This window comes from Ruegeria sp. D7 (assembly GCF_056534355.1).
The window spans coordinates 54,966-80,648 of record NZ_JBQFPG010000013.1 but is presented as its reverse complement, the minus strand read 5'-3'; the positions used below and the strand labels follow the sequence as shown (position 1 = coordinate 80,648).

28 protein-coding genes are annotated in these 25,683 nt (G+C 57.1%); 16 read left to right on the top strand and 12 right to left on the bottom strand.

Annotation, left to right across the window (positions count from 1 at the left end):
- Positions 1-45: 45 nt before the first annotated feature.
- The 4 genes from ACRZ9U_RS16710 to ACRZ9U_RS16695 are packed head-to-tail and all read left to right on the top strand — an operon-like array spanning position 46 to position 4,176.
- Positions 46-1,173 carry an ABC transporter ATP-binding protein gene (locus ACRZ9U_RS16710; protein ID WP_170406779.1) on the top strand — a complete coding sequence of 376 codons (1,128 nt, stop codon included), beginning with the start codon at positions 46-48 and terminating at the stop codon, positions 1,171-1,173.
- A complete protein-coding gene (locus tag ACRZ9U_RS16705) occupies positions 1,173-2,063 on the top strand; it encodes an ABC transporter permease subunit (protein WP_170406776.1) in 891 nt (296 codons plus the stop codon). The genes ACRZ9U_RS16710 and ACRZ9U_RS16705 overlap by 1 nt, the downstream gene beginning before the upstream one ends.
- On the top strand, positions 2,060-2,878 hold the full coding sequence (locus ACRZ9U_RS16700; RefSeq protein WP_170406773.1) for an ABC transporter permease: 819 nt from the start codon (positions 2,060-2,062) through the stop codon (positions 2,876-2,878). Before ACRZ9U_RS16705 ends, ACRZ9U_RS16700 begins: the two co-directional genes overlap by 4 nt.
- Positions 2,875-4,176, top strand: a complete 1,302-nt coding sequence (locus ACRZ9U_RS16695; protein WP_170406769.1) for an NAD(P)/FAD-dependent oxidoreductase — start codon at positions 2,875-2,877, stop codon at positions 4,174-4,176. The genes ACRZ9U_RS16700 and ACRZ9U_RS16695 overlap by 4 nt, the downstream gene beginning before the upstream one ends.
- Here ACRZ9U_RS16695 and ACRZ9U_RS16690 read toward each other — a convergent pair.
- The 3 genes from ACRZ9U_RS16690 to ACRZ9U_RS16680 are packed head-to-tail and all read right to left on the bottom strand — an operon-like array spanning position 4,171 to position 6,991.
- Entirely contained in the window at positions 4,171-5,100 is a 930-nt protein-coding gene (locus ACRZ9U_RS16690; protein WP_480902429.1) for a phosphotransferase, read from the bottom strand. The genes ACRZ9U_RS16695 and ACRZ9U_RS16690 overlap by 6 nt on opposite strands.
- Entirely contained in the window at positions 5,093-5,758 is a 666-nt protein-coding gene (locus tag ACRZ9U_RS16685) for a flagellar hook capping FlgD N-terminal domain-containing protein (RefSeq protein WP_170407862.1), read from the bottom strand. Before ACRZ9U_RS16685 ends, ACRZ9U_RS16690 begins: the two co-directional genes overlap by 8 nt.
- A 3-nt stretch (positions 5,759-5,761) precedes the next feature.
- Positions 5,762-6,991: a flagellar hook-length control protein FliK gene (locus ACRZ9U_RS16680; RefSeq protein WP_170406766.1), complete on the bottom strand. Its 1,230-nt coding sequence runs from the start codon at positions 6,989-6,991 to the stop codon at positions 5,762-5,764.
- A gap of 115 nt (positions 6,992-7,106) precedes the next feature.
- Between ACRZ9U_RS16680 and ACRZ9U_RS16675 the strand changes: the two genes are divergently transcribed.
- The 6 genes from ACRZ9U_RS16675 (at position 7,107) to ACRZ9U_RS16650 (ending at position 10,794) form a co-directional block, all read left to right on the top strand.
- Complete coding sequence (locus tag ACRZ9U_RS16675; RefSeq protein WP_170406763.1) at positions 7,107-7,379, top strand: rod-binding protein; 273 nt, start codon at positions 7,107-7,109, stop codon at positions 7,377-7,379.
- Positions 7,372-7,719 (top strand): flagellar biosynthesis protein FlgN, encoded by a 348-nt coding sequence (locus tag ACRZ9U_RS16670; RefSeq protein WP_170406760.1) that lies wholly within the window; start codon positions 7,372-7,374, stop codon positions 7,717-7,719. Before ACRZ9U_RS16675 ends, ACRZ9U_RS16670 begins: the two co-directional genes overlap by 8 nt.
- 210 nt (positions 7,720-7,929) lie before the next feature.
- Positions 7,930-9,147 carry a flagellin N-terminal helical domain-containing protein gene (locus ACRZ9U_RS16665; RefSeq protein WP_170406757.1) on the top strand — a complete coding sequence of 406 codons (1,218 nt, stop codon included), beginning with the start codon at positions 7,930-7,932 and terminating at the stop codon, positions 9,145-9,147.
- 77 nt (positions 9,148-9,224) lie between these two features.
- Complete coding sequence (gene flaF, locus ACRZ9U_RS16660; protein WP_170398962.1) at positions 9,225-9,599, top strand: flagellar biosynthesis regulator FlaF; 375 nt, start codon at positions 9,225-9,227, stop codon at positions 9,597-9,599.
- Complete coding sequence (gene flbT / locus ACRZ9U_RS16655; RefSeq protein ID WP_170406755.1) at positions 9,599-10,000, top strand: flagellar biosynthesis repressor FlbT; 402 nt, start codon at positions 9,599-9,601, stop codon at positions 9,998-10,000. Before flaF ends, flbT begins: the two co-directional genes overlap by 1 nt.
- Positions 9,997-10,794, top strand: a complete 798-nt coding sequence (locus tag ACRZ9U_RS16650; protein WP_170406752.1) for a DUF1217 domain-containing protein — start codon at positions 9,997-9,999, stop codon at positions 10,792-10,794. Before flbT ends, ACRZ9U_RS16650 begins: the two co-directional genes overlap by 4 nt.
- 119 nt (positions 10,795-10,913) lie before the next feature.
- Here ACRZ9U_RS16650 and ACRZ9U_RS16645 read toward each other — a convergent pair whose 3' ends face one another.
- The 3 genes from ACRZ9U_RS16645 to ACRZ9U_RS16635 all read right to left on the bottom strand — a co-directional run bounded on the left by ACRZ9U_RS16645 (position 10,914) and on the right by ACRZ9U_RS16635 (position 13,524).
- Positions 10,914-12,473, bottom strand: a complete 1,560-nt coding sequence (locus ACRZ9U_RS16645; protein ID WP_170406749.1) for a DUF427 domain-containing protein — start codon at positions 12,471-12,473, stop codon at positions 10,914-10,916.
- Positions 12,474-12,563: 90 nt separating this feature from the next.
- Complete coding sequence (locus ACRZ9U_RS16640; RefSeq protein WP_170398951.1) at positions 12,564-13,265, bottom strand: winged helix-turn-helix domain-containing protein; 702 nt, start codon at positions 13,263-13,265, stop codon at positions 12,564-12,566.
- Positions 13,237-13,524, bottom strand: coding sequence for a hypothetical protein (locus ACRZ9U_RS16635; protein WP_170398948.1), 288 nt, complete (start codon positions 13,522-13,524; stop codon positions 13,237-13,239). Before ACRZ9U_RS16635 ends, ACRZ9U_RS16640 begins: the two co-directional genes overlap by 29 nt.
- Before the next feature lie 175 nt (positions 13,525-13,699).
- Here ACRZ9U_RS16635 and ACRZ9U_RS16630 point away from each other — a divergent pair, with 175 nt between their 5' ends.
- The 4 genes from ACRZ9U_RS16630 (at position 13,700) to ACRZ9U_RS16615 (ending at position 17,630) form a co-directional block, all read left to right on the top strand.
- Positions 13,700-14,179, top strand: a complete 480-nt coding sequence (locus ACRZ9U_RS16630) for a hypothetical protein (RefSeq protein ID WP_170406746.1) — start codon at positions 13,700-13,702, stop codon at positions 14,177-14,179.
- 109 nt (positions 14,180-14,288) lie between these two features.
- The gene (locus tag ACRZ9U_RS16625) at positions 14,289-14,906 is read left to right on the top strand and encodes a ribonuclease HII (protein ID WP_170406743.1); all 618 of its coding nucleotides are present in this window, start codon (positions 14,289-14,291) and stop codon (positions 14,904-14,906) included.
- Positions 14,907-15,011: 105 nt separating this feature from the next.
- A complete protein-coding gene (locus ACRZ9U_RS16620; protein ID WP_170406740.1) occupies positions 15,012-16,115 on the top strand; it encodes a site-specific DNA-methyltransferase in 1,104 nt (367 codons plus the stop codon).
- Between the two features lie 132 nt (positions 16,116-16,247).
- Positions 16,248-17,630 carry an adenylate/guanylate cyclase domain-containing protein gene (locus ACRZ9U_RS16615; protein WP_170406737.1) on the top strand — a complete coding sequence of 461 codons (1,383 nt, stop codon included), beginning with the start codon at positions 16,248-16,250 and terminating at the stop codon, positions 17,628-17,630.
- Between the two features lie 84 nt (positions 17,631-17,714).
- Here the strand turns inward: ACRZ9U_RS16615 and ACRZ9U_RS16610 are convergent, their stop codons facing one another.
- Entirely contained in the window at positions 17,715-18,851 is a 1,137-nt protein-coding gene (locus ACRZ9U_RS16610) for an alkane 1-monooxygenase (protein ID WP_170406734.1), read from the bottom strand.
- Positions 18,852-18,910: 59 nt separating this feature from the next.
- Positions 18,911-19,966, bottom strand: coding sequence for an A/G-specific adenine glycosylase (gene mutY / locus ACRZ9U_RS16605; protein ID WP_480887402.1), 1,056 nt, complete (start codon positions 19,964-19,966; stop codon positions 18,911-18,913).
- Positions 19,967-20,047: 81 nt separating this feature from the next.
- Between mutY and ACRZ9U_RS16600 the strand changes: the two genes are divergently transcribed.
- Positions 20,048-20,554 (top strand): DUF721 domain-containing protein, encoded by a 507-nt coding sequence (locus tag ACRZ9U_RS16600; protein WP_170398930.1) that lies wholly within the window; start codon positions 20,048-20,050, stop codon positions 20,552-20,554.
- A 14-nt stretch (positions 20,555-20,568) separates the two neighbouring features.
- The gene (locus ACRZ9U_RS16595) at positions 20,569-21,234 is read left to right on the top strand and encodes a DsbA family protein (protein WP_170406731.1); all 666 of its coding nucleotides are present in this window, start codon (positions 20,569-20,571) and stop codon (positions 21,232-21,234) included.
- Positions 21,235-21,272: 38 nt separating this feature from the next.
- On the opposite strand, the gene lpxK is transcribed toward ACRZ9U_RS16595, so the two are convergent.
- Genes lpxK through ACRZ9U_RS16575 form a run of 4 tightly spaced genes read right to left on the bottom strand, consistent with a single transcriptional unit; the run spans position 21,273 to position 25,623 of the window.
- The gene (gene lpxK / locus ACRZ9U_RS16590; protein ID WP_170406728.1) at positions 21,273-22,271 is read right to left on the bottom strand and encodes a tetraacyldisaccharide 4'-kinase; all 999 of its coding nucleotides are present in this window, start codon (positions 22,269-22,271) and stop codon (positions 21,273-21,275) included.
- Positions 22,258-23,493, bottom strand: coding sequence for a glycosyltransferase N-terminal domain-containing protein (locus ACRZ9U_RS16585; protein WP_170406726.1), 1,236 nt, complete (start codon positions 23,491-23,493; stop codon positions 22,258-22,260). The genes lpxK and ACRZ9U_RS16585 overlap by 14 nt, the downstream gene beginning before the upstream one ends.
- Positions 23,490-24,290 carry a 3'(2'),5'-bisphosphate nucleotidase CysQ gene (locus ACRZ9U_RS16580; RefSeq protein ID WP_170406723.1) on the bottom strand — a complete coding sequence of 267 codons (801 nt, stop codon included), beginning with the start codon at positions 24,288-24,290 and terminating at the stop codon, positions 23,490-23,492. The genes ACRZ9U_RS16585 and ACRZ9U_RS16580 overlap by 4 nt, the downstream gene beginning before the upstream one ends.
- Positions 24,277-25,623 (bottom strand): TldD/PmbA family protein, encoded by a 1,347-nt coding sequence (locus ACRZ9U_RS16575; RefSeq protein WP_170406720.1) that lies wholly within the window; start codon positions 25,621-25,623, stop codon positions 24,277-24,279. The genes ACRZ9U_RS16580 and ACRZ9U_RS16575 overlap by 14 nt, the downstream gene beginning before the upstream one ends.
- Between the last annotated feature and the right edge of the window lie 60 nt (positions 25,624-25,683).

Genomic DNA, 25,683 nt, shown 5'->3' with positions numbered 1-25,683 from the left:
ACTGCCTTGCGCCATTTTTATCCTGACCGATAAACGGGGGCCGCCTTGAATTCTGAAGTCTTTGCGCCGTGGGATGACCCGCAGGCGAAACCCTTGATCCAGTTCCAGAACGTCACCAAGCGTTTTGGCGCATTCACCGCAATCGACAATCTTTCATTGGATATCTACGAGCGCGAGTTCTTTGCGCTGCTCGGCCCGTCGGGCTGCGGCAAGACCACGATGATGCGGATGCTGGCCGGATTCGAAACCCCCTCCGATGGTCATATCCTTCTGGGTGGACAGGATATCGACCCGATCCCGCCCAACAAACGGGCGGTAAACATGATGTTTCAGTCGTATGCGCTGTTTCCTCATCTCAGCATCTGGGACAACATCGCCTTTGGCCTGCGCCGGGACAACATGCCCAAGCGCGATCTGGAAGAGCGGGTCGATGAGATGCTGCGCCTAACCCGGCTGGAACAGTTCGCACGCCGCAAGCCGCACCAGATCTCGGGTGGTCAACGCCAACGCGTTGCGCTGGCCCGGTCATTGGCCAAAGCACCAAAACTGCTATTGCTCGACGAACCTTTGGGTGCTTTGGATAAGAAACTCCGTCAGGATACTCAGTTCGAGTTGATGGACATTCAGGAAAAAACCGGCACGACCTTTGTCATCGTGACGCACGATCAGGAAGAGGCGATGACCGTTGCCAGCCGAGTGGCCGTGATGGATCAGGGCAAACTGATGCAAGTGGCAACTCCAGATCGCATCTATGAGACACCAAACTCGGTTTATGTTGCTGATTTCATTGGGGATGTAAATATCATTGAGGGACGAGCTACTGCAGCAGGCGACGAAAGTTATCAGATCGAGTGGGCAGAAGGGCAGCCCCCGTTAGCGGCGTCTTCTGCGACCCAACTGTCCGATGGTCAGAGCTGTCATCTGGCGATCCGGCCTGAAAAGGTCGCGATCTCTGCCGAGCGCCCGGTCGATGCAATCAACGCCATTCAGGGCAAGGTGCATGACATCGCCTATCTGGGCAACTTGTCGACCTATCATGTCGAACTGCCAAACGGCACGATCATCAAGGCGCAAACAGCGAATACCCGCCGCATCTCGCGCCGCTCGTTCACCTGGGAAGACCCGGTTTGGCTGTCCTGGACAGCGACTGCCGCAGTTCTGCTGGAAAACTGATGCGCCGCGCTGTTCTTATCGCTGTCCCGTATGTCTGGTTGCTGGCACTGTTCTTGGTGCCATTCTTTATCGTCCTAAAGATATCGCTTTCAGACACCGCACTTGCCATTCCGCCCTACACTCCGACGCTGGACCTGTCCGCAGGTTGGGCGGGTATCAGGGATTTCTTCAGCCAGCTTGATCTGGAAAACTTTGTCTGGCTGACTGAAGATGATCTTTATTGGAAGGCCTATCTGTCCAGCGTAAAGATCGCGCTGATCTCAACGGTGTTGACGCTGATTGTCGGGTATCCGATCGCATATGCGATGGCGCGCGCACCTGAAGAGTGGCGACCTACATTCATGATGCTGGTCATCCTGCCGTTCTGGACTTCGTTCCTGATCCGGGTTTACGCATGGATGGGTATCCTCAGCAACGAAGGCTATCTGAACCAGCTCTTGCTTTGGACAGGCATCATCTCAGCGCCGCTGACCATTCTGAACACGAATACCGCAGTTTATATCGGTATCGTTTATACCTACCTACCTTTTATGATCCTGCCGATTTATTCGTCGCTTGAACGGATGGACGGGTCGCTGATCGAAGCCGCTGAAGACCTTGGGTGTTCGCGTCTGCAGGCATTCTGGTTGATCACAATCCCCTTGTCGCGCCCCGGTATTATCGCGGGCTGCTTCCTCGTGATGATTCCGGTGATTGGGGAATTCGTAATCCCCTCGCTACTGGGCGGATCGGGGACCTTGATGATCGGTAAGGTGCTGTGGGAAGAGTTCTTCTCGAACCGCGATTGGCCCGTCGCCAGCGCGGTGGCCGTGGTTCTGTTGCTCATCCTCGTGATCCCGATTGTGCTGTTCCAGCGCAACCAGCAAAAGCAGACGGAGGCAGAACAATGAACAGGCTGAGCTGGTTCAATACTGTCTCACTGACGCTGGGATTTGCCTTTCTGTATATCCCGATGATCATCCTGATCATCTTCAGCTTCAACGAAAGCAAGCTTGTCACCGTTTGGGCCGGGTTCTCGACCAAATGGTACGGCGAGTTGATGCAGAACGAAGCCTTTCTTGATGCAGCCTGGGTCACGCTGCGTGTGGCTGTGTTCTCGTCAACGTTGGCCACGATTCTGGGCACCGCAGCAGCTTATGTTCTGGTGCGCGGCGGACGGTTCTTTGGGCGAACACTGTTTTCCGGGATGATCTATGCCCCGCTCGTGATGCCCGAAGTGATCACGGGTCTGTCGCTGCTGTTATTATTCATTGGCATCGGATTGGACCGGGGGATCTTGACCATCGTTCTGGCGCACACGACGTTTTCGATGTGTTTTGTCTCGGTCGTCGTATCCTCGCGTCTTGTGACCTTTGATCGGTCGTTGGAAGAGGCGGCGCTGGATCTGGGCTGCTCTCCGGCGCAGGCGTTTCGCTTGGTCACCCTGCCAATCATCGCGCCTGCAGTGATTTCGGGATGGCTGCTGGCTTTCACCCTATCGCTGGATGACCTGGTGATTGCCTCGTTTACATCTGGGCCTTCTGCCACCACGTTGCCGATCAAGATTTTCTCGGCTGTGCGTCTGGGGGTCAGTCCAGAGATCAACGCGCTGTCGACGTTAATGATCGCGGTTGTCACGGTGGGCGTTATTACCGCGTCCCTGGTGACCAAGAGGGCGATGGTTCGGCAGAAACAGGATGAGTTGGCCGCGGCAAGCACTGAATGAGGCGTATATTTCCTGATTATGCCTACGGCCCCGCGCCACGCGCGGGGTGTTGGTGGGATGAGACGATCGCGACCCCTGCTTGGCCAAAGCTCGAAGACGATATCAGCGTTGACGTCGCCGTCATCGGGGGCGGGTTTACCGGCTTGTCCGCCGCATTGCATCTGTCCGAGGCAGGGGTTTCGGTCGCTGTGTTCGAGGAGGAAACACCGGGCTGGGGGGCGTCCGGTCGAAACGGGGGCTTTTGTTGTTTGGGCGGGTCAAAGCTCAGCAAGGCTGGCCTGACCCGTCGCTATGGTCAGGTGGCAACGCAGGCCTATTACCAAGCGGAAGAAGACGCCGTTTCACTGGTTGCTGACCTTCTGCGTGATAACCAAATCGACGCCGAAACGCATTCCAAGGGTGAAACTCAACTGGCCCATTCACGGCGCGCGATGGAACGATTGCGCCGGTCGGCCGATCCGGCCGGACAATTACATGAGATTGACGATCTGCAGGGCCTCGGGCTGGGTGGGGCGTTTTTCGGCGGCTATACAACGCCAATTGGCTTTGCCCTGAACCCCCGAAAGTATCTGTTCGGTTTGGCTGGCGCCGCCCAGGCAAAGGGCGCAACTCTGTTCCAGAACAGCCCGATCACGCAGATCAAACAGGCCGCCTCGGGATTCGTGCTGACCTCGCCTGCGGGTCACGTTCGTGCTTCGAACGTTCTGGTGTGCACAAATGGCTACTCAAGCGAGGATCTGCCGCCCTGGTTGGCCGCGCGTTATATGCCTGCACAGTCAACGGTTCTTGTGACGCGGCCTCTGACTGATGTCGAGCTGCAGGCGCAAGGCTGGACGTCGGATCAGATGGCCTATGACACGCGTTATTTGCTGCACTATTTCCGATTGATGCCCAATCGACGATTTCTGTTTGGGACACGAGGGGGGCTGCTTTCATCCCCTGGGGCTGAGGCGCGCATTCGGCAAAAGGCCTTCGGGGATTTCAGGCGGATGTTCCCCGCCTGGGACACGGTCGATGTCACACATAAGTGGTCCGGCATGGTTTGCCTTGCCCGGAACCTTGTGCCCTTTGTGGGCCCGGTTCCTGAGCATCCGGGGATGTATGCAGGGTTTGCTTACCACGGCAATGGTGTGGCGATGGGAACCTATTGCGGACGTGCTTTGGCGCGACTGGTGCTGGGGCAATCCGCAGACATTCCGTCCCCTATTGCGGGTGCGCCGGGGCGGTTTCCCTTTGGCCGTTGGCGTCGCGCTGTCATGCCGCCAGCCTATGCGTATCTGGGTCTGGCGGACCTATAAGGCCTCAACTTCCAACTCATACCCAATGGCATAATCAGCCGCACCGTTTTCAGCCCGCCAAAGACAATAAGCGGCCATGCGCCAGGCAAACCAAGGCCTCAATGACAGATAGCGTTCGGTGATATCGGGTTGGTCGTAGGCCTTAAGAAACAGCGTCTCTTCGGCCTCGGACAAGGGCGCGCCTCGATAGAGTTGCTGCATCGCAGGTGAAAGGAATATCGCCAAGTCTTCACATGGGTCACCGAAGGCCGGGCATTGCCAATCGATCAGCGTCAGCCCATTTTTCGATTGCAAGATGTTTCCCGCGACCGGATCGCCATGGATCAAGCACCGCGCGGATAACGGCGGTACTTGGGCCTGAGGTTTTTTTGCAAGCAACGATCGCCGCTCTTCCGCGTGGCAATCAGCCAGAATTTGACACGCGTGCTGTTCCAGATCTGCGCTGCCATTGCAGCCGTTAGGGAGGTCCAGATTGACCGGAATTTGGTGCAACCTTCCAAGCAGATGGGCCACGCCCGAAACATCGTCCTGCCAAGGGACGCCCGGTGCGTGGTCATAGTAGACCCAGCTGTCGTCTCCAAAGGAACCCGTGGCACGTAAATTGGGCACGAAGCCAAAGCTGTTGAGCGTGCGCAGACATTCTGACTCAAGCCGGGCATCGTTGCGAAACAAGGGGTTCTGAAACCCGGTGCTGAATAACTTCAGAACGGCATCACTATTGCCGGACAAAACCTTCCAGACATGATTGGTCCGCCCACCGTACAACACCTCGAAGGTCACGTCGTGGCGGATCAAACCTTGGGTGCTGAGCTGGGCAACAAGACCCGGGGGAGGTTGGTGATGATCAGACAGGAGAGATACCGGTTTAGGGGGCGAGTCGCGATGCACCAAGCTTTGGCCCGCCTTGCCTTCTAGATCAAGCACCCGTGCGGATTTGCGTGACCATTTCGGCGGACACCTCTGCACCGCTCTCCAGTTTCAGGATGATGCCACCTTCACTGACCTGTGCCTCTACCACCCGACCGAAGGCAGATGCGGGCGTGCTGGTTAGTAACTCACCTCTTTTGAAGCTCTCCAATGTGGCTGAGTAACTGTCAGCGGGAAAGGGATCACCGGCACTGCTGACCCCGGCCCACTCGAATTCGGCCTTATCGGTAGGCACAGGGATGCGATCGACAATGGTGCCCTGGTCGTTGCGGATGACCAACTCGGCCCGGTCGGCAGTGGGTTCGGCCTGAGCAAAAATCGGAACAGGCTGATTTACAAAGCGAAACGGTGCATCGGTTTTGACATTCATCCCAACCCAGCCGGTGAGCTGATTAAGATCGACTGCCCCCATTGTCAGCGCGAGACCAGACAGAAGCTCATTGGCTTTGACTTGTTGTTCGACCATCGAGAACTGCGCCAGCTGAGAGGCATATTCGGAGGAATCCAGAGGTTCAAGCGGATCCTGATTGCGCGCCTGCACGGTCAGCATGCGCAGAAAGGTCTCGAAATCTGACGTCAGTGCCGAGCGTTCCGAATTGTTGTTTGCGCCGGGATTTGCACCCGTTGCGGTCACTGAATTGGTCGCTGAAATCATCAATTAAAGCCTCATATCAAGGCCCCTTTCAGGGCCAGCCGAAAGTGTGGGTGCCTTATGGTCCGCGTCGCGAACCATTTCGACCGTTTCTGAGGAAGGGCCAGGCTCTGATGGGTCACCATGCTGGGACGAGTCCCCGGACATGCTAAGGTCAAGCGACAGATCCCCATAACCCAGCTTTTCGAACTCAGCCGACAGGATCGCAATGTGTCGCCGCATCAGGTCCAGTGTTTCAGGCCGTTCGGCCGCGATCGATAGATGAAACCCGTCTTCTCGACCGTTGAGCGAGATTGATACGCGCCCAAGCTCTTCGGGGTTCAGGGCTATTTCAACGCCACCGGTATTTGGTCGGGTCGAAATCGAAGCGGCCAGTTGCCCCGCAATCGTGCGTGCCGTTTCCGCGCGGGCTGCGGCGATGGGCATCGCTTGCGTCGTGTCGCGTATCGTGTGGCCCACCGCTGTGTCTTTGACAGCAAAGAGGTCATCAACTTCCGCGCTGATCGCCGTTTCAGCAATAGCATCGCCCGGAGCCCGGTCGAGATTCCAAGCTGTTGTCTGCGGTTTCAAGGCGGCAGAAATGACAGTTTGCCGGGTTATTCGAGCCTCTACAGGCTCAACTGCGCGTGCGACGAGTGGCACCTCTGGTTCGGGACTTGGCGGTTCCAGTTTCGAAAACGTATCCCCCAAAAAGCTAGCATTTAGCGCGTGTGAGGCCGGCCTATGGTGTAGATATCCATTTCCGCTAACATCAGGGATCGGAACTTGGGTTGGCGCTCGAAGCACGTTTGCGTCAGGCCTTGGGGCAGCCGCTTCGGGCGAGCCTGCATTTTGTCTTAGCGTTGAGTTTTCAGAGGCCAACTGCGAAATTTGCTGTACCGGGCTGGGCGGAGCGGCAACATGGTTCGTCTCACCGACGGCAAAATCTGCGTGGTGTTTCGGCGCATTTGCGACCTCTTGCGCAGCCACCTGCAGTTGGGCGGGCTCTAGTTCGTCGGTTTTGATTGTCTCAGTTGAATCTGCCGTAGAAACAGATGGAATTTCTGATTGTTTGGGTGGCAGGTTTGAATCAGCCACAAACGGATCAACTTCCTTCAACTCGATTTGTTCGACATCCTCATTGAGCACTTCCTCAAAGGCAAACCCACCTTTGGTATCACGCTCTTTACCCTGAGATGCCCCCGGTTTGTCACCCGTGGCAGATGCAGGCGACATGATCGTCAGCGGGTTGGTCATTTTTCGCTCCGGGGTTTCTTTGATCTGGCCGGCACTGTGCCCACAGGAAGTTACGTTTATTTTAACCGCTTTCCCCTTTGATCGAGAAAGTTCATAGCAATTTTCGGAGAATCCGATGACGATTACATCTACCAGTGCGACCATGCATTCCGCCCAGATTCCACAGAAAATGAAAGCCGCCTCTGTTGAGCTGGAAGCCGCTTTTCTGGCTGAAATGCTCAAGTCTGCAGGCCTCGGCCAAACACGAAGTTCTTTTGGCGGTGGCGCAGGCGAAGATCAATTTGCTTCGTTTCTGGTGCAACAGCAGGCACAGCAAATGGCAAAGGCGGGTGGAATCGGCCTTTCCGAAATTTTGTTCAATGCAATGATGGAGAAGTTTGATGGATAAAGATCCGATTCAGGCACTGGAAGACCTTTTGGATCTGGAGCGCACGGCCCTGGTCCAGGGGGATTTGACCGATCTGGATCGATTGGTGCCTGAAAAAGAAAATTTGATCGGTGCAATAAATGATCTGCAGGTGTTGGAAAGCGATGATCTGATCCGGATCCAGAAGAAGGTCGTGCGCAACCAAGCCCTTTTGAACAGTGCGGCCGAGGGTATTCGGACTGTGGCGGACCGAATGGCGGAACTGAAACAGGTCCGACAGGAGTTCAGCACTTATGACGCCTCGGGGCAGCGTAGCGGGTTTGCTTTGCGATCGCGGGCAAAGCTGGAAAAACGGGCATAGCATCAGGTTTGATTCAAATCCGAGATTTCGGATTTGCCCGTCTTAGCACTCCGTTAGGAGATCGGGGTCAAATGTGGCGATGCACCTGAAACAACGGGTGGCGCGAAGGCCACAAGGCACGACGCACAGGTCAGAACGACAGAATGCCTGCCGGTTTGGTGGGTCCAACATGGGCGTCAAACGCGCCCGAACGCTAAGAGGATGACAAATATGTCCAGCATTCTGACGAACAATGGCGCAATGGTTGCGCTACAAACTCTCAAATCGGTCAACAAGAACCTCGCCCAGACGCAAAACGCGATCTCGACCGGCAAGGATGTGGCTACAGCCAAGGATAACTCGGCTGTCTGGGCCATCTCAAAGGTGATGGAATCAGACGTCAACGGCTTCAATGCGATCAAGGACAGCCTGGCCTTGGGTGAATCCACTGTCGCAGTTGCTCGAAACGCCTCAGAAACTGTGACGGATCTGCTGAACCAGATGAAAGGCAAGATCGTTGCGGCGCAGGAAGACAACGTTGATCGTGCTAAGATCAACACCGATGTGGCCGCGCTTAGGGATCAGATCGAATCGGTTGTCGGCGCTGCCCAGTTCAATGGCCTCAATCTGGTGAACGGTGGGGCTGGCGCAAGCATTCTGTCCTCTTTGGATCGAGACAATGCAGGCAACGTGACAGCGTCTTCCATTAGTGTATCGGCGCAAAACCTGTCGACAGGTGGTTACACTGCTGCCGACGTGTTCACTGGAACTGACGGGGTCACTGCGGATACGGCCGACGCATTCGGATTTTCGTTGGATGGAAACGGCGGAAGCGATGATGATGGAAGCATCGTGATCGCTGATCCGGGCACATTGTCCGCTGGTGATACTTTCACGGTCCGACTGGGCGACGATGTCGCGTCTTATACAGTCCGGGCTGAGGATATCGCCGCAGGCAACGCGCCCGAAGAGATCATCGCTGCGGGGCTAAAAGCTGCCATCGAAGCTTCGGATGCCAATGTTTCGGTCGTCTATGATCCGGGTACGAATGCTGCGCAACTCGATATCACCAACGAAGGGTCGGATTCGCTGCAGATCAGCGGTCAATATGCCAATGCGAACTCTGGCGGTCTAGGCGCTCTGGCCTCGATTGATGTGTCGACTTCTGCCGGCGCATCCGCAGCGCTTGGCGCGATCGAAGGCCTCATCGATACTGCGATTGATGCCTCGGCGGCTTTTGGTTCGGCGCAGGGTCGGATCGAGACCCAGAAAGAGTTCATCTCGAACCTGTCTGACTCGTTCAAATCCGGTATCGGCTCGTTGGTTGACGCTGACATGGAAGAAACCTCGGCGCGACTGCAAGCGTTGCAGGTCCAGCAACAGCTGGCAACCCAATCGCTATCGATCGCGAACCAGGCGCCACAGTCCATCCTGTCGCTGTTCCGCTAACTTTGGAACTGATCCGGGGCACGCACGCCGTGCCCCGGACTTAATCGCCCGCTGAAGGACAATTGGAAGGATTTCAAGTGACACCGCAAACGCTTGCTCACCGCGCTTATGCGCAATCTGCTGCACCGACGCGAACACCTCGGGATACAGAGTATGAGGCGATTTCCAGGATTACACATCGGTTGAAGGCTGCTTCCACACGGAAAGCGGCTGATTTCGGAGGGTTCGTTCAAGCCTTGCACGAAAATCGCCGCCTGTGGACTGTGCTGGCAACCGATGTGGCGGATGCGGATAACGGGCTGCCGAGCAATCTGCGTGCGCGGATTTTCTATTTGGCTGAGTTTACCGAACAACACAGCAGCCAGGTGCTGGCGAACAAGGCGACCGTTGAGCCGCTGCTTGAGATCAACATGGCCGTGTTGCGCGGGCTACGTCAAATGAGGGGCAACTGATGGGGGGTCTGGTCCTGAAACTTGCCCCAAAGGAACGGGTTCTGATCAATGGTGTTGTAGTCGAAAACGGGGATCGACGCAGTCGGTTTTCGATCATGACACCTCAGGCAAATGTCCTGCGCCTGCGCGATGCCATTCACCCGGAAGAGGTCAACACGCCGGTACGCCGTGTCTGCTATGCCGCGCAGTTGGTTCTGTCAGGCGATACCGAACCTGAGCAGGCGCGCCAGCAACTTCTGCGGCGCGTGGAAGAGCTGAGCCAGGTTTTCACGGATGCCGACAGTCGCCGGGTCCTGGCCAACGCAACTGAAGCATTGGTGGCAGAGCAATACTATAAGTGTTTAAAGGCCTTGCGTTCACTGTTGCCGCGCGAAGAACGTCTGATGGCGTATCAGCAGTGACCTTCCAGCCGGTCATACCTTCAGGTGGTCTGGTTGGCTGGCGCTTTTTGCAGCGTACCTATGATGCGCAGCTTCAAAGCTATTCTGCCTCGGGGATCAATGAACGGGACGCAAGGTATTTTCTAGACAATATCGGCAAGGTCCAAACGGCCGAGGATCTGGTTTCGGACCGACGGTTGTTGCAGGTGGCTTTGGGTGCGTTTGGCTTGGAAGGTGATCTCGACAATCGGTATTTTGTCCAAAAAATCTTGTCCGATGGAACGCAGGCTGACGATGCGCTTGCGAACAGGCTGGCCGACGGCAGGTACCGTGATTTTGCCAATGCCTTTGGACTTGGTCCCGGCGATGTGCGCAAGACCGGATTGGTGGACGCCATGGAAAAGATCGCCGACGACAACTTGATTGCGCGATTTGAAATCTCGGTTGGTGAAGCAGATGAATCGATGCGTATCGCGTTGTACACCCAGCATGCATTGCGCGATCTGGCTGGCCAGGGTGGCAGTGAGGACAGAAGGTGGTTTGATCTGATGGGGCTGCCTCCCTTGCGCCGCATGATGGAAACGGCATTGGGGCTGCCTGCAGCATTTGCGCAACTGGATATCGACAAGCAGCTTGAGGTGTTCAAAGATCGATTGCAGCGCGTTACAGGGTCATCCGATTTGGCGCAGTTCACTGAAGGTGAAGCAATCGACAAACTGACCGACACGTATCTGGCCCGCAATCAGATCAATCAAATCCAACAGACGATCTCACCTGCGCAGACGGCTCTGATCCTGCTGGGCGGTGGTTTTTGAACCATTGATGTCAACCAGACACGGTGTGTACGGTTTCTCGCGCAAGGCCATAGGTTGACCGATCCGAGATAGTGAGTGGCACAATTTGAGGTTCAACTCTTGCGAAGTAAACTGTCAAATCAGGCATCGGCTGAGGTTTGCAGGGCAAATGATTTGATCGGTTGCGAGACGTTGTGCAGCTTGATCGCCCCTAAAGGGATCGCCTGTTTGCAAACAGGTTCGATATCTTGCGAGACAACAATTCTATGTCCGACGGTTTTGCCATATTCGCCCAATCTGGCAGCGACATTGGCGGCCTGACCGATCACGGTAAAGTCCAACCGTTCGCGCGAGCCCACATTGCCATAGGTGACGCGGCCATAGGCGACACCAATCGAGCAGTCGAAATCATGATCACTTCCGTCACTGCGCAATTCACCCAGTTTTTCGACGATCTCAGTTGCCGAAAGCTGCGCGCTGGATCGGGCTTTGGCGGCATCGTCACCCGCCGGGAAGACGGCAAGAACAGCGTCGCCGATGAATTTCAGAACTTCTCCGTCATGGTCGTGCACGATCCCTGAAACTGTCTCAAAAAACGCATTCAGTAGCTCGATATAGTCATCACGCCCCAGTTTTTCTTCCAATGCGGTTGAATTTCGAAGATCGCAAAACATGATCGCCGCATCTATGTCATCGCCATCACCGCGGCGAATCTCGCCCCCCAGAACGCGCGCACCGCTGCGCTTGCCTACATAGGTTTCCAGCAGAACCTGCGCGTTTTCGCGCTGCATGAAGACCTCGTAGAACCGCGCGATGACAGTAGAGCATTCAAAAACCAGACCCAGGTTCTCGGTCGTGAACCCATCGGGATGATCGCAAGTCAGGGTCAGGACATTCGTCCGCCCATCCGAGAAAGGCAGTGGCATGGCAACGTAATCGGTGGCCCCTTTTGCGCGCAGGTCTTCGATGATCGGAAAGCTGTTATGCGGATTGTCGTTGTTCAGGCGCTGGCGGACACCACCCAACCCGTTTGAAACGTGACGCAGAGGGCTATTGGTAAAGGCAGGGTGATCATGAATTTCATAGGTCGGAGTGTGGGTCGAAATCTCAGCCGAGTCTTTCTCCCAGATATAGTGTTTGCCTGCGATCAGCGGATGCAGCGACCAGACCAGAATGCTTAGGCGTTGAATAGCGATGCCATGTTCCAGCATTTTCTCGGCCAGCGCTTTTGTGAAGGCATCAGGAGTGTCAATTTCGGACGCACCGCGCATCAGCCAATCGATCAGGGGGCCGCTGATATTGCCATCGTCGGGTTGACGCAGTTGGTTGTCGCCGAGGTCGATCCGCGTCGCGGTATCCGGCATGAATCCAATATGGCCCTGAATGGCCGCGCTTTCAGGGAAGGCGTCTTCATAGGCCCAGATCGAGTTCGTAAGGCGCTCTTCCGGCAGGCTAATGTCGTGATAGGTTGCGGTACCCTTGAAGGGGCAGAACGTCTGCAATTCGGTCTCAGGGCTGAGTTCGACGCACAAGTCTTCGCGCGGAACATAGATCGCGGGAGGTAGCCGCGTTTCGTACATCACTTTGGCGTTGTGGCTTTCGGCCAGCAGTATATCACCACGGTAGATCGCGATCCGTCCCTGCAGCGGCTCAACTGATATCCCATAGCCTTTGACATTCGGTGTGGCATGGACGTTCATCTGCAACCTCCCTTGGCCAAGCCCTTATATCATGGGTCTTGAGGGCGAGAATTCCAAGATGCGCACGTAGATTTTACCGCAATGGCATCCTCAGACCATTTGAATAACGTCTTTCTCAATCGATAGCATATAGCCCTTCTTGGCGATGTTCTTCACCAGCAGCTCACTGACCATCTGATTTCCCAAGGCGTCGCGCAGGCGTTTGATCCGGGTTGCCCCGGCGGCCTCATCGCAATCTGCAGCGTTTCTGCCCGAGATCATCGCTTCGATCTGGGCACCCGACAGGACCTCGTCATCCAGCCGGGATTCAGCCAGAACCGAAAGCGTTTCCATCGCGGCGGGGGTCAACTTAAAATCCATGTTGTTGAGATAAACGGTATTCTCTTCACGGCTGATCAGCAGGGATGTTACCTGGATCCCCGTCCGCTCAATCTGGGCCATGCGGCGGTTCAGCAGAACCAGCATGACCAGAAAAACAAGCGCGGTGATCAGCATGGCGCTGGCAAAGACCAACAGCACGAAGATGACCATTCGATAGCTGGATAGCGTATCGGCAAAGGCGGTGCCCGATTGCGCCAGAATCTCGAGCAGACGGATTTCCGATTGCGAGGTCAGGTCAGCCTCGACAAACAGCCGTTCAACCCGCGCGTTGAAGGCATTTGCGTCCGGTAGCGTCCAGAACAGGAAAACCGCTGCAGTCACCAGGATCGCGACGATTGCCGCAATCCCCAGACCAACCAGCCGAACCCCCGAACGACGCGCCTCAGTAACGGAGATAGTATTTTCCGGCATTGGCCTTCCTTTGATCCAATCCACCCGCCTCGAAAACGGTCATCACGTTCAGCAGGGTCCAGCCGTTTGATTTCAGCCGCTTGGCGACTTCTTTCCGGGCCGAGCCTTTATCGCAGCTTGAGACCTGCATGACGCCATAGTGCAGGCGTAAGGGATTGTCCTGCTTGGCCTTGTAGTCGGCATAGCAATCTGCCGCGATGGCTTGCGACCCAACCGATATCAGGGCCGTCAGAGCCAGAGAAGAGAGGATCTGTTTCATGGGCTGCATCCTGCGCATGGGTTGGGTGGATATTCAATAACCTCAGGGGGTTTGTGGTGCTGATATTGAATAACAGTATGCCGTTATTGCTTGTCTGAACGGGGTGGTCGCAGTGTCAGGTTATCAATTCCGCGGTCGGTAACCGGCCTGCCCATTATCCGAAAGGACACGCATCATGCACCGGAAATTTATCGCTCTGATCATAGCAACCGCCGTCGCCATCACGGGGATCTCGGCGTCGCAGGCACGGGCGGCAGATACCCGAGATATTCTCGGCGGATTGGCTGCGATCGCGCTCATAGGTGCTGCGATCAACCACTATCATCAGGAGAAAAAGCGCGACGAAGAGGCAGAGCGCCGCAAGCGTCACAAGCAGGCTGAAGCCAAGGCGAAGAAGGCCAAGAAAAAACATGCTGTACGCCCGTTGCCAAAGCGCGTGGCCCGTTATGACCTACCACAGCGTTGCCTGCGCACGTTCAATGCCTATTCGAACAAGCGTCCGCTGCTTGGGCCGAATTGCCTGAAGAAGTACTATAAACATGCCGATAGCCTGCCACACCAATGCAAGGTTGGTTTCTGGAATGGTAAAAAGGTAAAACGGGCATACGAACCCGCCTGCCTGCGCCAGAAAGGATACCGTGTCGTTTACCAGTAACAGGTTTCGAGCAGGAGTGGCGCCATAGAAGCGCCGCGCGGGAGAGGGTGGCGCAAGCTGCCCTCTCTTTTTTCTTGCGAAGCGCTACGAAACGCGATTTGCCAAGGGTATGACGACACCTGATTATGAACTCGAACGGGCTTTGCTGGCACGCGGATATACCCGAATTGCCGGGGTGGATGAGGTTGGGCGCGGTCCGCTGGCCGGCCCGGTTGTAGCCGCAGCGGTTATTTTGAACCCGGATGACATTCCCGCTGGGTTGAACGATTCAAAAAAACTGACGGCCAAGCGTCGCGGCGGTTTGGATGAGATATTGCGCGACCGGGCAGAGGTCGCGGTGGCCGAAGCCACGGTTGCAGAGATCGATGAGCATAACATCCTGCGCGCCTCGCATCTGGCGATGGTACGCGCGGTAGCTGCGCTGGACCCGGCTCCGGATTTCTTGCTGATTGATGGCAACATGATCCCGCGCGGTATGAAATTACCCTCGCAGGCGGTGGTGAAGGGCGACGCACGGTCGGTGTCGATTTCGGCAGCGTCGATCATTGCAAAAATCTGGCGTGATCAGCTGATGGTGGATTTGGCGCAACAGCATCCCGGCTATGGGTGGGAGGCGAATGCCGGATATCCGACAAAACAGCACCGCGAGGCGTTGCAAAATCTTGGCGTGACCCCACACCATAGACGTTCGTTCAAACCGGTCCACAATATCTTGTATCAAGAGTAAATCGTAAGTCGCTGATTCAAAAAAGAAATTGACGGCGAATCATCTTTGACTCATCCTTGTCTCAACCAAATGAGCGCAAAAGCGCCGTGGAACTGAGGCAGTGATATGACCACAATCAAGACAAAGGGCGCAGCCGCGCTCCCTTTAAACACGATTCTATCCGGTGACTGCATCGAGGCGATGAACAGTCTGCCCGAGGCGTCGATTGACCTGATTTTTGCGGACCCCCCGTATAATTTACAGTTGAAAGGTCAATTGCACAGGCCCGATAATTCTCAGGTCGATGCGGTCGATGATCACTGGGATCAGTTCAGCAGCTTTGGGGCTTATGACCAGTTCACGCGGGAATGGTTGAAGGCTGCGCATCGTCTGCTGAAGCCCAATGGTGCGATCTGGGTGATTGGGTCTTATCACAACATTTTCCGCGTGGGTTCCGCCCTGCAGGATGCGGGTTATTGGATTCTGAACGACGTTGTGTGGCGTAAATCCAACCCGATGCCAAACTTCCGTGGCAAGCGGTTTACCAATGCGCATGAAACAATGATCTGGGCGTCCAAGCGCGAAGGGGCCAAATACACGTTTAACTACGAAGCACTGAAAGCGCTGAACGAAGGCGTGCAGATGCGCAGCGATTGGGTACTGCCGATCTGCACCGGGCATGAACGGCTCAAGGACGAAAACGGCGACAAGGCGCATCCGACACAGAAACCGGAATCACTGCTGCATCGTGTCCTGATTGGCTCGACCAATCCCGGTGACGTGGTGCTGGATCCGTTCTTTGGCACGGGCACCACAGGTGCTGTAGCGAAAATGCTGGGGCGTGAGTTCATTGGGATTGAGCGCGAAGAAAGTTATCGCAAGGTGGCTGAAAAGCGTATCTCAAAGGTCCGTAAGTTTGACCGCGAAGCGTTGGAAGTCAGCGCTAGCAAGCGCGCTGAGCCGCGCGTGCCCTTCGGCCAATTGGTCGAACGCGGTATGCTGCGCCCGGGTGAGGAACTGTATTCGATGAACCAACGCCATAAAGCCAAGGTCCGCGCCGACGGGACTCTGGTAGGGCAGAACGTCAAAGGTTCGATCCATCAGGTTGGCGCGCATCTGGAAAATGCACCGTCTTGTAACGGCTGGACCTATTGGTGCTTCAAACGCGATGGCAAAACCGTGCCCATCGACGTGTTGCGTCAGCAGATCAGGGCCGAATTGCATAACTGAATACCGCCGGTGCCTGTGGCCTGACACAAGGCACTACGCCTTGCCCCGCCGTTACCGGCGGGGTCTTTTGTTTTTGCCTGTGAGATGATTGCATAGGGCAGCCCCTGACAGCCCTTTTGGGAGATAAAGGCAATGACCGAGACCACCGCCAGTCAATCCCGCCTCAGCCGGTTCTTTGTTACGCAACCGGACAACTTCGATCTGGACAACAAATATACCGAGGCAGCACTGGAACGACACAAGCGAGAGGGGCTTGAACTGGCTGTTCGTGCACGGTGGATCGCGATGGCGTTGACCGGGCTGTTGCTGATCTATCTGAATCCCCAGTGGGAGGTCCTATGGTACCATTTCATCCTGCTTCTGATCTGCGCCAATGGTTGGCTGATCCAACGCGCGGGTCGTGTGGGGCAATCACGGACCGAGTTGCTTTTGATCTTCGTCGATCTGCTGATCATGACGCTGGGGATGATTGTGCCAAACCCGTTCAGCGACGATGTGCGACCACTGGCGATGCAGTATCGGTTCGACAATTTTCAATATTTCTTCATTATCCTAGCAGCAGGGACGCTTGCCTATTCCTGGCGCACTGTCATTGCGATCGGTTCGTGGACGGCGATGATGTGGACGGCTGGATGGGTGATCGCTTGGTGGGTCGCCACCCCGATCCCCGGGATTAGCGAGCGTTTGGCCGAGGCTTTGTCAGGCTACCCGGATGTGGCCGAGTTCATGGATCCCAACAGTTTCATGCCAACCCTACGCATCCAGCAGGTGATCGTTTTTGTCATGGTCGCAGTGACGCTTGGGGTGTCGATGCGCCGCCTCAATCGCTTGCTGATGTCCAATGCTGGGCTTGAACGTGAACGCGCGAATCTGTCTCGATACTTTTCGCCGAATGTGGTGGATGAGCTGAGCCAGAACGACGAACCTCTGAAGCAGGTCCGCAAAGAGGATATCGCGGTTCTATTTATCGACATCGTTGGCTTCACCAAGTTCTCGGCTGGCCGTGATCCATATGAGGTTATTGAAGTTTTGCGTGGTTTCCACGCCCGAATGGAAACCGAGGTGTTTCGCCATCACGGAACACTCGACAAATACTTGGGCGATGGGCTGATGGCCACGTTTGGAACCCCCGTACCCGGAGAGCTGGATGCAAGCAATGCGCTGGCATGCGCGCGGTCCATGGTCGAGATGATCGACCGTTGGAATTTGGAGCGCAAGCGCGCGGGTGAGCCAGAGATTCGGATCGGGGTCGGGGTTCATTATGGCTCGGTCGTACTGGGGGATATCGGTGCAAACCGGCTGGAATTTGCAGTGATCGGCGATGCGGTGAATGTTGCTGCGAAGCTAGAGGCCCTGACGCGCGATTTTCAAGCGCGCATCATTGTCAGCGATGCATTGCGGTCTCAGGCTCTAAGCGAGACGCCAAATGCGCAAGACATGATGACCGGGTTTGCACAGCACTCGGACCAGCCTGTTCGCGGTGTTACAGCCCCGATGGATGTCTGGGTGCTGTAGCAACCAGGGCTCCCGCCTGTCAGCACCGGATCAAAGATGTGATCCTTCCCGTTGGGCCGGGCAGCGCGCTGGTGCGCGCTGCAGTCAGGTGCGAGGGGCAGGGTTGTGCGCTTTGTTGTAAGGCTTCCAGTTGGTGATTTCGGGATAGTATTGACGCCGCCAAGCGCGGACCCTCGGATTCATGATACGCCGCCACAAGGGCGGGATCATCGCGGCAAGGGTCATGACCGGATATCCATGAGGCAGTTGCGGCGCTGCGTCCTGCGTATGGTGTTGCAGCAATGGAAAGCGCCGGTTTGGCTTGTAGTGGTGGTCCGAGTGGCGTTGCAAGTTTATCAACAACCAATTCGAGGCCTTTTGTGACGCGTTCCAGGAATGGCGCGGGTGCACATGCTCATATTTGCCATCGCCCAGATATTTGCGCGTCAGCCCGTAGTGCTCGACATAGTTAACAAGTTCAAGCTGCCAGATCGCGGTACCGGCCTGTACCAAAAACAGGCCTAGCCCTGCCCATCCGCCGATCAGAAATGCTAGCAGCAGCATGGCTCCTTGCAGGCTCCAATAGCGCCAGAACGGGTTTGCCGGGTCGGTCCACGGGCGGTCTTTGCGGGCCAGTTTTTCCCGCTCGGCGCGAAAGGCTGAGATGAGGCTTTGGCGCAGAACGCGCGGATAGAACCGGTGGAAACCTTCATTGTAGCGAGCGGTTACCGGATCGCGCGGAGTTCCGACGTAGCGGTGGTGAACCAGCAGGTGCTCGGACCGGAAATGGGAATAAAGGCCCATCGACAACAGGAAATCGCCCAGCCAGCGTTCCAGTTTGCCTTTCTGATGCATCAGCTCGTGGCTGTAGTTGATCCCGATCGTTCCGGAAAGGACGCCCATGCCGAAGAACACGCCGATTTTTTCGACCGAGCTCATATCTACGGCTCGGGTAGTGTACCAGATCAGCCCATAGAGCGTGAGGAATTGCACAGGCGCCCAGGCTTTGGTCAGCCAGATATACCATTGCAGCCCCGTATCTGGCGTATCCGGGTCGGCGTTTTCAAGGTTTAGGCCGGTCAGCCGGTCAAGCACCGCAAAGACCCACCATGTCGAAAGCGGTACCAGCAGGACCCACCATCCGCCTGCCGTGGTGGTCATCCAGATCAGTGGGATCAGGAGATATGAGACCCAAAAGGGAAGGGCGGATTGCCAGCGGGACAGGGTGTCAGATGCGATCATGTTGAGGCTCCGAAACGTTGGCGGCACCGTAGACCGCGCACTGGGCTTTGCCCAGCAGTCTATTGGCCGCGCCAGAGGTCAAAAGCCTTGCGCATAACAGTGGGCAGGTCGCTGGGCCTGAATTGGTGTTTGTCCATGACAGTCAGACCGTTCGGATCGCAACCGTCTGGCAATTCGGTTGTCCAAATACGCAGGATCAGGTGAAAGTGGGTGAAGGTGTGTCTCACTTCACCGGGGATTTCGTGCCATCGCGCCGGGAACGGAGGGCTTTCCTGCGGTGTTTCGGACCAGTCCGAGCCAGGCCAGCCCAGCATTCCGCCCAGCAGACCCTTGTCGGGGCGGCGTTCCAACAGCAGAGCACCATCGCCGCGTTGGGCGATGTAGATGTGGCCCAGCCGGGTGGGTTTGGGCTTCTTGGGCGTTTTTTGCGGCAGTTCCATCTGCGTCCCCGCCTTCCGCGCCAGACAGGCCGCATGCAGGGGGCAAATGCCGCAGGTCGGAGATTTTGGAGTACAGATCGTTGCACCCAAATCCATGACAGCCTGCGCGTAATCTCCGGGTCGGTGCTGCGGGGTCAATGCCGCGGCTTTTTTCTTTAACAGGGGTTTTGAGGCGGGCAGGGGTTCGTGAATATCATAGAGCCTTGCCATGACCCGTTCGACATTGCCGTCCAGGACAGTTTCTGGTCGATCAAATGCGATGGCTGCTATGGCCGCCGCCGTATAGGGGCCAACGCCCGGCAGTTCCAGTAGTGCATCGTAATTGTCGGGAAACTGCCCGTTATGCGCGGACGCAACCACCCGCGCGCATTTCAGAAGGTTGCGGGCGCGGGCGTAGTAGCCCAGGCCAGCCCATTCCCCCATGACCTGATCATCTTGCGCATTGGCAAGGGCTTCGACGGTTGGCCAGCGCGTGGTGAAACGAACAAAATAGTCGCGAACAGCGGCAACGGTCGTTTGTTGCAGCATCACTTCGGATAGCCAGACGCGGTAGGGGTCTGGTGCTACGCCTGCGGCACGCGCTGCCGGGCCAATACGCCAAGGCATTTCACGTGCGTGGCGGTCGTACCAATCCAGCAGCGTATCGCTCAGGTCAGATTCGGTGCAGTCACGCAAGTTTTATGTAACTCTCTGTCGGGTTTCACTGGCGTCCGGGTATCAGCCTATTACAATAGCGACGCAGGAGTTGGAAACCAGATGCAACGCAGACGTTCCTCGACCCGCGGGTTCAAGCGCACCGCCACTTTGCTGAACGACCGGATCAGGCAGGCCGGGGAAAGCCGGGGATTTGCCGTCTCGCGCCTTTTGACCCATTGGGCCGAGATTGTGGGCCAGGACATCGCGTCGATCGCCCGGCCGGTGAATGTGGGATACGCCAAGGGTGGCTTTGGCGCGACGCTGACGGTGCTGACCACCGGGCCGCAGGCGCCAATGCTGGAGATGCAGAAAGAACAGCTGCGCGACAAAGTGAATGCGGTCTATGGTTACAACGCGATCAATCGGGTGCGTATCACCCAGACCGCGCCTACCGGATTTGCTGAGGGGCAGGCGAGTTTCGATCACAAACCGAAACAGACGAAACCGGTTGTTTCACCAGAAATCGCAGCTGAGGCCGACAATGTGTCGCGCGCGGTTGATGATGAAGATTTGCGCGCGGCCCTTGAACGTTTGGGCCGCAACGTTTTATCCAGACAGAAACGCTAAGAAAGGGCTGATGAATGAGCCGGATTGCAACCGTAATATGTGCGGCTGTCGCCGTGGCCGCTGGCGGCTATTGGCTGACAACGTCGAGTAACACGATCCCTTCGAACCCGCTTGTTGGTGCTGCTGAGGCGCAAGAGGCGGATTTGGACACCTCGACCATCGTCGAGATGGTGCAGGGGGCCGAAGACGCGCCAGTCGAGATCATCGAATATGCATCGTACACCTGCCCGCACTGCGCGAATTTCCATCAGGGCGCGTACAAGCAGCTCAAAAAGGACTTCATCGATACCGGCAAGGTAAAGTTCACTTACCGCGAGGTGTATTTCGACCGCTATGGCCTGTGGGCCTCGATGGTCGCGCGCTGTGCAGGACCTGACAAGTTCTTTGGCATCACCGACCTGCTGTATGAAGGCCAGTCGGAATGGACCCGTGCCGGAGGTCCTGCCGAAATCGTTGATGAACTGCGCAAGATCGGGCGTCTCGCTGGCATAGACAATGATCAGCTTGAGGCTTGCCTGCAGGACGGTACCCGCGCGCAGACACTGGTGGCCTGGTATCAGGAAAATGCCGAACGCGATGGAATTCAGGCGACGCCTACTTTCGTCGTGAATGGGAAGAAGGTTGAAAATCAGCCGTATGACGACTTCAAGACGCTGATCGAAGCCGAGCTTGGCAGCTAAATCCTGAATGGTCAGCCTGTTTTGGGCTGGCCATCTGCCTAAGGTGAAGGCGCGGCCTTCGCCAACAACTCTTTGACTTTGTCATCCTGATTGATTTGCAACCGAACCGGTAGGGTCAGAACTTTGTTGCGGAAAGTGGCGGGCAGGCGCACGGCGTCTTTCTCGGTTGTCACCAGTTGCGCGCCCAGTGCTTTGGCCTCGTTCTCAAGCCGCGTCATCAGCGCTGAAGTCAGTGGTTGGTGATCATCCAGTGCCTCGGCCCGCAGCAGTTTAGCGCCTTGCTGTCGCAGAGTTCCAAAGAACTTGTCCGGATAGCCTATGCCCGCAAAGGCCAGAACGGGTGTATTGTTCCAGTCCATTCCGGTTTGGAGCGGACACACCTCGCCGGTGGCGTGTGGGACCGTCAGGGCAGGTTCCCATCTTTCTGAAAATGTTGACTGCGCTGCGGCGTCCCCAAGCGACAACACGAGATCGGCACGTTTCAATCCAACGGCCACAGGCTCTCGCAGTGGACCAGCAGGAAGGCAAAGGCCATTGCCAAATCCGCGCTGCGCATCCACCACGATGATGGAAAAATCCTTGGCAACTGCGGGGTTCTGAAAACCGTCGTCCAGCACGATCGCGGTTGCCCCTGCCGCTGCGGCTGCCTGCGCGCCCGCTGCACGATCTTTGGCGACCCAGACCTCGGCAAACGCGGCGAGCAACAGGGGTTCGTCCCCGACCTGAGCCGCTGTGTGTTTGCGCGGGTCGACCTGCACCGGGCCTTCCAGCGAGCCACCATGGCCTTTGGTCACGACATGAGGTTGATGCCAGGTATCCCTCAAATATTCCAAAACCCAGATCACCGTCGGTGTCTTCCCTGTGCCACCGGCATTCAGGTTGCCAACGCAGATAACCGGTACGCCCGGCGAGATGCCTTGCCCGCTCGCCACGCGACGGGCGGTTGCAGTGGCATAGAGGCGACCAAGTGGCGCCAACAGCCTGGCGCGCAGATCCAACCGATCAGGGGCTGAGTTCCAGAAGTCAGGTGCCCGCATCGTCACGCCCTCGCCGGTCCAGTGTATCCTGTACCATATCGATCAGTTGGTCCGCCTGTGGAGCCCCTTCGGTGACAATCCGCCATCCGGCCAATGCCATGTCTGCTGTGCGGTCAGGTGCCAACAATTCGACAACGCCATCGCCCAACTCTGTTGCGGTTCGTATCTTCAACGCGGCTTTTGCCTGCCCCAATCTGTCATAGAGACTGCTATGCTTGCTGACATGAGGCCCATGGATTACCGCAGATCCCAAGGCGACTGCGGTCAGAGGGTCGTGCCCCCGCGCCCCGCGTTCCAGTGAACTTCCCATGAAGGTAACTGCGGATACACGGTGCCAAAGGCCCAGATCCTCGGGCTCGGCCGTTAGAATCACTTGTGTGGTGTCTTCGATTGGATGGCTTTCATCCCAGTTGGCGCATCGCAGGTCCATCGCTTCGAGGCGTTTAAACAAGGGCGCTGACTCGGACATATCCGCCACATGCAGGACCAAAGCCAGACGTGGCAGCATCCGCAAGGCCTGACGATGGGCCGTCAGAACCGAGATGAATTCCTTGTCCTGAACCCACGCGGCCAGCCAAACTGGGCGCCCGGCCATTGTGTGAGTGGTCTCGATCAATTCATCTTCGGGCCAGGGCTCTGGGTTGGGGCTGATATGAAGTGGTGGCGCGACCGAGATTTTTGCCGAGTTCACTCCCAGGCGTCGGATTTGGCGTGCGCTGTCATCATTGGGCGCAAGTATCGCTGTAAAGCAATCCAGCGTGTATCGCGTGATATCAGGTAGCCAACGTCCACCCCTTGCGGTTTTCACGTCGACCACAGCCTCAAGCAAAATTAGCGGAATGCCCCGCTCCTGTGCGCGTGTTATGACATTGGGCATCAGCCCACCGCCAAACCACAGCCCCATATCAGGGCGCCAGTGATCCAAGAACGTGCGCGCCGCGCCGGTATGCTCGGCGGGCAGCATTGTGATCGGGGTATCGCAATCTTCCCAGTCCTTCAGATCAACATCGGGTGGGGCGGTCAGCAACAGCGAAAGTTCTGGTCGCACAGACAGCAGCCGACGGCAAATATTGTCGACGGCCCGCAACCGATCGGGTGTACTGACATGGACCCACAGAAGTTCACCTTCCGGGCGCGCAATCTCGGGGTGACCCGTGCTTTGCGGGACGCCCCAGGACAGGACTCGATAGGCCGCAAGGCTCAGAGATCGCGGCTTGCTCATGCCGGAATTCCGGCCCCATTCGGGTTAAGTCGGGTCTGAAGGTCCGAATGCACCGCTGAACCTGCCGCCACCACGCCGTTCAGGCGCGGGTGGGTATTGTTGAAGCGCAGAGGTTGCCCCAAACGATCGGTACAGAGCCCGCCTGCCTCGCGCAGGATCAGATCTCCGGCGGCGATATCCCATTCCCAACTGGGTCGCAACGTCAGCATCCCGTCAAACCGTCCCTGCGCAACCAGCGCCATCCGATAGGCCAGAGACGGGCGGTATACACGGCGAAAGTCAGGTGCAGCACCGGATTGCCAGTGGCGCGGATCTAGATTGGGTTTTGCCGCCAAAATCTCGGCTTCGGGCAGGTGCGCTTGCCCTGACACTTGGATGGCAGTGCCATTCAACGTTGCACCTTGCCCTTTTGCAGCCGCATACAGCAGATCACGTAAGGGCAGGTAGATGACGGCTGCCGTGACCTCACCGTTCTCGGTTACGGCCAGCGAATGGGCCCATGTGCGCGACCCCTCGGCAAAACTGCGGGTGCCGTCGATGGGATCGATGACGAAGACCCGATCACGGGCCAGACGATCGGGTGAATCCTCGGTTTCTTCGCTCAGCCAGCCATAATCCGGGCGGGCCGCCTGCAGATCACGTTCTAGCATCGCGTTGACGGCCAGATCGGCCTCGGTCACCGGGCCTGCGCCTTCGGGTTTATCCCAGCGCTGGGCATCAGGACCCGAATAGCGCGTGGCGATCTTTCCGGCCTCAAGCGCAGCGTCGATCAGCAGGGGCAGGTCAGTTGCCGGCAAGTGTCATCCCTTCGATCAACAGCGAGGGTACAACGCGCGATAGGTAAGGCCGCGCATCGTTTGCCGGAATGATTCGCATCAGCATGTCGCGAAGATTGCCAGCGATGGTACACTCGTTGACGGGATGGGTGATCTCGCCGTTCTCAACCCAAAATCCCGAAGCGCCGCGTGAATAGTCGCCGGTATTCGGATTGATGGTCGATCCGATCATCGAAGTGACCAAAAGCCCAGTACCCATGTCGCGCAACAACTCGGCGCGGGTCTTCTCGCCTTGCGTCAGGCTCAGGTTCCAGTTGCTGGGCGACGGCGGCCCGGATACGCCGCGCGCTGCGTTGCCGGTCGAGGTCATTCCCAATTTGCGGGCGCTGGACAGGTCTAACGTCCAGCCGGTCAGTACGCCATCTTCAACGATCGCCCTGCGCCGTGTTGCCAGCCCTTCGGCATCGAACGGGCGCGAGCCCGAAATGCGCGGGCGATGCGGGTCTTCAATCAAAGACAAATGTGCCGGTAGAACCTGTTGCCCAAGGCTTTCCTTCAGCCACGAGGCCCCGCGGGCTATCGCCGCGCCATTGCTGGCGGCCAGCAGATGGCCGATCAGGGATGATGAAATCCGTTCGTCGAACACCACCGGAAAACTGCCGGTCTGGGGCTTGCGTGCTCCCACGATCTGAACCGCACGTTCACCAGCCGTGCGACCAATCTCGGCGGGGCTGCGCAGGTCAGACTGAAAAGTCCGGCTGTCACCGTCATAGTCACGCTCCATTCCCGTCCCTTCGCCGGAAATGGCGACGCATGAGGTTGAACGGCTGCTGCGCATGTAGCCATCCGAAAAGCCGTTTGTTGCGGCAAGATGGACCCGGTGGGTACCATAGGCGGCCGCAGCGTCAGACACCTGTGAGACTCCCGCAACGTCCAGCGCTGCTGCCTCTGCCGCCAGCGCATCCTGCATCAGAGCTTCAGCGCCGGGTTCAGGGGCTGGGTCAAACAGCTCCAGCGCGTCGATATTACAGTTGGCGACCAATTGGTCAGGCGCGGCCAAGCCGGTGAACGGATCTTCCGGCGCTTCCCGTGCCATGGCCACGGCGCGCTCGGCCATCGCGGTAAGCGTATCGGGGCGACTATCCGAACTGGATACGATTGCCTGCTGTTTGCCAAGGAAGACCCGCAGCCCTAGATCGGTCGCTTCCGAGCGTTCGGCATGTTCCAATGCACCACTACGTACTTCCACAGAAACGGATGAGCCATCAATTACTATGGCATCCGCTGCCTCGGCACCTGCCTTGCGGGCTGCATTCAGCAGCTCTTCACTGATTGTTTGAGGTGTTCGCGTCATGAGGCCTCCGGTCTTGTTGTTCTGGACCTAGCCTCGGATAGCCTGTCCCGCAAGGCCTGC

What these genes read in the sequence shown, in the direction of transcription:
- lpxK (WP_170406728.1), bottom strand. Translation starts at nt 22,271, where the DNA reads ATGCGGGCACCTGACTTCTGGAACTCAGCCCCTGATCGGTTGGATCTG.
- flbT (WP_170406755.1), top strand. Translation starts at nt 9,599, where the DNA reads ATGGGGGGTCTGGTCCTGAAACTTGCCCCAAAGGAACGGGTTCTGATC.
- ACRZ9U_RS16625 (WP_170406743.1), top strand. Translation starts at nt 14,289, where the DNA reads ATGACGACACCTGATTATGAACTCGAACGGGCTTTGCTGGCACGCGGA.
- ACRZ9U_RS16575 (WP_170406720.1), bottom strand. Translation starts at nt 25,623, where the DNA reads ATGACGCGAACACCTCAAACAATCAGTGAAGAGCTGCTGAATGCAGCC.
- ACRZ9U_RS16620 (WP_170406740.1), top strand. Translation starts at nt 15,012, where the DNA reads ATGACCACAATCAAGACAAAGGGCGCAGCCGCGCTCCCTTTAAACACG.
- ACRZ9U_RS16600 (WP_170398930.1), top strand. Translation starts at nt 20,048, where the DNA reads ATGCAACGCAGACGTTCCTCGACCCGCGGGTTCAAGCGCACCGCCACT.
- ACRZ9U_RS16595 (WP_170406731.1), top strand. Translation starts at nt 20,569, where the DNA reads ATGAGCCGGATTGCAACCGTAATATGTGCGGCTGTCGCCGTGGCCGCT.
- ACRZ9U_RS16640 (WP_170398951.1), bottom strand. Translation starts at nt 13,265, where the DNA reads ATGCCGGAAAATACTATCTCCGTTACTGAGGCGCGTCGTTCGGGGGTT.
- ACRZ9U_RS16615 (WP_170406737.1), top strand. Translation starts at nt 16,248, where the DNA reads ATGACCGAGACCACCGCCAGTCAATCCCGCCTCAGCCGGTTCTTTGTT.
- ACRZ9U_RS16665 (WP_170406757.1), top strand. Translation starts at nt 7,930, where the DNA reads ATGTCCAGCATTCTGACGAACAATGGCGCAATGGTTGCGCTACAAACT.
- ACRZ9U_RS16685 (WP_170407862.1), bottom strand. Translation starts at nt 5,758, where the DNA reads ATGATTTCAGCGACCAATTCAGTGACCGCAACGGGTGCAAATCCCGGC.
- ACRZ9U_RS16695 (WP_170406769.1), top strand. Translation starts at nt 2,875, where the DNA reads ATGAGGCGTATATTTCCTGATTATGCCTACGGCCCCGCGCCACGCGCG.
- ACRZ9U_RS16645 (WP_170406749.1), bottom strand. Translation starts at nt 12,473, where the DNA reads ATGAACGTCCATGCCACACCGAATGTCAAAGGCTATGGGATATCAGTT.
- ACRZ9U_RS16585 (WP_170406726.1), bottom strand. Translation starts at nt 23,493, where the DNA reads ATGAGCAAGCCGCGATCTCTGAGCCTTGCGGCCTATCGAGTCCTGTCC.
- ACRZ9U_RS16705 (WP_170406776.1), top strand. Translation starts at nt 1,173, where the DNA reads ATGCGCCGCGCTGTTCTTATCGCTGTCCCGTATGTCTGGTTGCTGGCA.
- ACRZ9U_RS16630 (WP_170406746.1), top strand. Translation starts at nt 13,700, where the DNA reads ATGCACCGGAAATTTATCGCTCTGATCATAGCAACCGCCGTCGCCATC.
- ACRZ9U_RS16700 (WP_170406773.1), top strand. Translation starts at nt 2,060, where the DNA reads ATGAACAGGCTGAGCTGGTTCAATACTGTCTCACTGACGCTGGGATTT.
- ACRZ9U_RS16610 (WP_170406734.1), bottom strand. Translation starts at nt 18,851, where the DNA reads ATGATCGCATCTGACACCCTGTCCCGCTGGCAATCCGCCCTTCCCTTT.
- ACRZ9U_RS16680 (WP_170406766.1), bottom strand. Translation starts at nt 6,991, where the DNA reads ATGACCAACCCGCTGACGATCATGTCGCCTGCATCTGCCACGGGTGAC.
- ACRZ9U_RS16670 (WP_170406760.1), top strand. Translation starts at nt 7,372, where the DNA reads ATGGATAAAGATCCGATTCAGGCACTGGAAGACCTTTTGGATCTGGAG.
- ACRZ9U_RS16635 (WP_170398948.1), bottom strand. Translation starts at nt 13,524, where the DNA reads ATGAAACAGATCCTCTCTTCTCTGGCTCTGACGGCCCTGATATCGGTT.
- ACRZ9U_RS16675 (WP_170406763.1), top strand. Translation starts at nt 7,107, where the DNA reads ATGACGATTACATCTACCAGTGCGACCATGCATTCCGCCCAGATTCCA.